Source organism: Mycobacterium sp. UM_CSW (genome assembly GCF_000455205.1).
Classification (GTDB): domain Bacteria; phylum Actinomycetota; class Actinomycetes; order Mycobacteriales; family Mycobacteriaceae; genus Mycobacterium.
Map to the genome: position 1 here is coordinate 1 of NZ_AUWQ01000136.1, position 3,532 is coordinate 3,532.

General features: G+C 67.3%; 1 protein-coding gene. It reads right to left on the bottom strand.

Translation table 11 applies throughout. The features are described 5' to 3' along the window. Positions 1–159: 159 nt before the first annotated feature. On the bottom strand, positions 160–3,532 hold a 3,373-nt coding region (locus N415_RS29205), incomplete at its 5' end, for a multifunctional oxoglutarate decarboxylase/oxoglutarate dehydrogenase thiamine pyrophosphate-binding subunit/dihydrolipoyllysine-residue succinyltransferase subunit (RefSeq protein ID WP_068189451.1).

Genomic DNA, 3,532 nt, shown 5'->3' on the forward strand with positions numbered 1-3,532 from the left:
TGGCGGCGGCGCCGGCGGTGCGGGCGGGTCGGGTTCGACGCCCGGCGCCACCGGCAACAACGGCGCGACGCACGCTTAGGGCTAGTACGCCGAGCAGACGCAAAAGCCCCCGCGGGCACGGCGTGTCGGGGGCTTTTGCGTCTGCTCGCGCCGGGAGGGCTAGCGGAACGCCGTGTCCAGAATCTCCTGCTGCTCGACGGCGTGCACCTTCGACGAGCCCGACGACGGGGCCGACATGGCGCGCCGCGAGATGCGCTTGAGCCCGGTTAGCTTGTCCGGCAACAACTCCGGCAGCTCAAGGCCGAACCGCGGCCACGCACCCTGGTTGGCCGGCTCCTCCTGCACCCAGAAGAACTCCTCGACGGCCGGGTAGCGGTCCAGCGTCTCGTTCAGCCGGCGCTTGGGCAGCGGGGCCAGTTGCTCGATGCGCACGATCGCGACGTCGTCGCGGTGGTCCTTGGCCTTGCGGGCCACCAGCTCGTAGTAGATCTTCCCGCTGGTCAGCAGGATCCGCCGAACCGCGCCGCGATCACCGATGCCGTCCTCGTAGGTGGGCTCCTCGAGCACCGAGCGGAACTTGATCTCGGTGAAGTCCTTGATGTCGCTGACCGCCGCCTTGTTGCGGAGCATCGACTTCGGCGTGAACACGATCAGCGGGCGCTGGATGCCGTCGAGCGCATGCCGCCGCAGTAGGTGGAAGTAGTTGGACGGCGTCGAGGGCATCGCGATGGTCATCGAACCTTCCGCCCACAGCTGCAGGAAGCGCTCGATGCGCCCGGAGGTGTGGTCGGGACCCTGCCCCTCGTGCCCGTGCGGCAGCAGCAGCACCACGTTGGACAGCTGACCCCACTTGGCCTCGCCGGAGCTGATGAACTCGTCGATGATCGACTGCGCACCGTTGACGAAGTCGCCGAACTGGGCCTCCCACAGCACGAGCGCGTCCGGGTTGCCCACGGTGTAGCCGTACTCGAAGCCGACGGCGGCGTACTCCGACAGCGGCGAGTCGTACACCAGGAACTTGCCGCCGGTGGGGGTGCCGTCGAGGTTCGTCGCCAGCAGTTGCAGCGGCGTGAACTCCTCGCCGGTGTTGCGGTCGATGATCACCGAGTGCCGCTGGGAGAAGGTGCCGCGCCGGGTGTCCTGCCCGGACAGCCGTACCAGCTTGCCCTCCGACACCAGCGAACCCAGCGCCAGCAGCTCGCCGAACGCCCAGTCGATCTTGCCCTCGTAGGCCATCTCGCGGCGCTTTTCCAGCACCGGCTGCACGCGCGGATGCACGGTGAAACCGTCTGGCACGGAAAGGAAGGCGTCGCCGATGCGGGCCAGCAGCGACTTGTCCACCGCGGTGGCCAGCCCCGCGGGGACCGGCTGGTCGGCCTCCACCGAGGCGCTGGGCTGCACGCCGTGCTTCTCCAAGTCGCGGACCTCGTTGAACACCCGCTCCAACTGGCCCTGGTAGTCGCGCAGCGCGTCCTCGGCTTCCTTCAGCGAGATGTCGCCGCGACCGATCAGGGCTTCGGTGTAGCTCTTGCGGGCCCCGCGCTTGGTGTCCACGACGTCGTACATGTACGGGTTGGTCATCGACGGGTCGTCGCCCTCGTTGTGGCCGCGGCGGCGGTAGCACAGCATGTCGATGATGACGTCCTTCTTGAACCGCTGCCGGAAGTCGACGGCCAGCTTGGCCACCCACACGCAGGCCTCGGGGTCGTCGCCATTGACGTGAAAGATGGGCGCCCCCACCATCTTTGCGACATCTGTGCAGTATTCGCTGGACCTGGAGTACTCCGGCGCGGTGGTGAAGCCGATCTGGTTGTTGACGATGATGTGGATGGTGCCGCCGACGCGGTAACCGGGCAGGTTCGCCAGGTTCAGCGTCTCGGCGACGACCCCCTGCCCGGCGAAGGCGGCGTCGCCGTGCATCATCATCGGCACCACGGAGAAGGCCTTCTCGTCGCCGTCGTCCTGCGAGCCGTGGTTCAGCAGGTCCTGCTTGGCCCGGACCAGGCCTTCCAGCACCGGGTCGACGGCCTCCAGGTGCGACGGGTTGGCGGTCAGCGAGACCTGAATGTCGTTGTCGCCGAACATCTGCAGGTACACGCCGGTGGCGCCCAGGTGGTACTTGACGTCGCCGGAGCCGTGCGCCTGCGACGGGTTGAGGTTGCCCTCGAACTCGGAAAAGATCTGCGAATACGGCTTGCCGACGATGTTGGCCAGCACGTTGAGCCGGCCGCGGTGCGGCATCCCGATGACCACCTCGTCGAGGCCGTGCTCGGCGCACTGGTCGATGGCCGCGTCCATCATCGGGATCACACTCTCCGCGCCTTCCAGCGAAAACCGTTTCTGCCCAACGTATTTGGTCTGCAGGAAGGTCTCGAAGGCCTCGGCGGCGTTGAGCTTGCTCAGGATGAACTTCTGTTCGGCCACGGTGGGTTTGACGTGCTTGGTCTCGACCCGCTCCTGCAGCCACTGTTGCTGTTCGGGCTCGAGGATGTGGGTGTACTCCACCCCGATGTGGCGGCAGTAGGCGTCGCGCAGCAGGCCCAGCACGTCGCGCAGCTTCTTGTACTCGCAGCCGGCGAAGCCGTTGACCTTGAACACCCGGTCGAGGTCCCACAGCGTCAGGCCGTGGTTGAGGATCTCGAGGTCGGGGTGGCTGCGGAACCGGGTGCTGTCCAGGCGCAGCGGGTCGATGTCGGCCATCAGGTGCCCGCGGTTGCGGTAGGCCGCGATCAACTCCATCACCCGGGCGTTCTTGTCGACGATCGAGTCGGGGTTGTCGGTGCTCCAGCGCACCGGCAGGTACGGGTTGCCCAGCTCGCGGAAGATCTCGTCCCAGAAGCCGTCCGAGAGCAGCATCTCGTGGATGGTGCGCAGGAAGTCGCCGGACTCCGCGCCCTGGATGATGCGGTGGTCGTAGGTGGACGTCAGGGTGATCAGCTTGCCGATGCCCAGCTCGGCGATGCGCTCCTCGCTGGCGCCCTGGAACTCGGCGGGGTACTCCATGGCGCCGACGCCGATGATGGCGCCCTGGCCGGCCATCAGCCGGGGCACCGAGTGCACGGTGCCGATGGTGCCCGGGTTGGTCAGCGAAATCGTCACGCCCGCAAAGTCTTCCGCGGTGAGCTTGCCGTCGCGGGCGCGGCGCACGATGTCCTCATATGCGGTGACGAACTGCGCGAACCGCAATTCCTCGCAGCGCTTGATGCCGGCCACCACCAGGGAGCGCTTGCCGTCCTTGCCCTGCAGGTCGATGGCCAGGCCGAGGTTGGTGTGCGCGGGCGTGATCGCGGTCGGCTTGCCGTCGACCTCGGCGTAGTGCCGGTTCATGTTCGGGAACTGCTTGATCGCCTGCACCAGCGCGTAGCCCAGCAGGTGGGTGAACGAGATCTTGCCGCCGCGGGTGCGCTTGAGCTGGTTGTTGATGACGATCCGGTTGTCGATCAGCAGCTTGGCCGGGATGGCCCGCACGCTCGTCGCCGTCGGCACGTCCAGCGACGCGGACATGTTCTTGACGACGGCGGCGGCCGCGCCG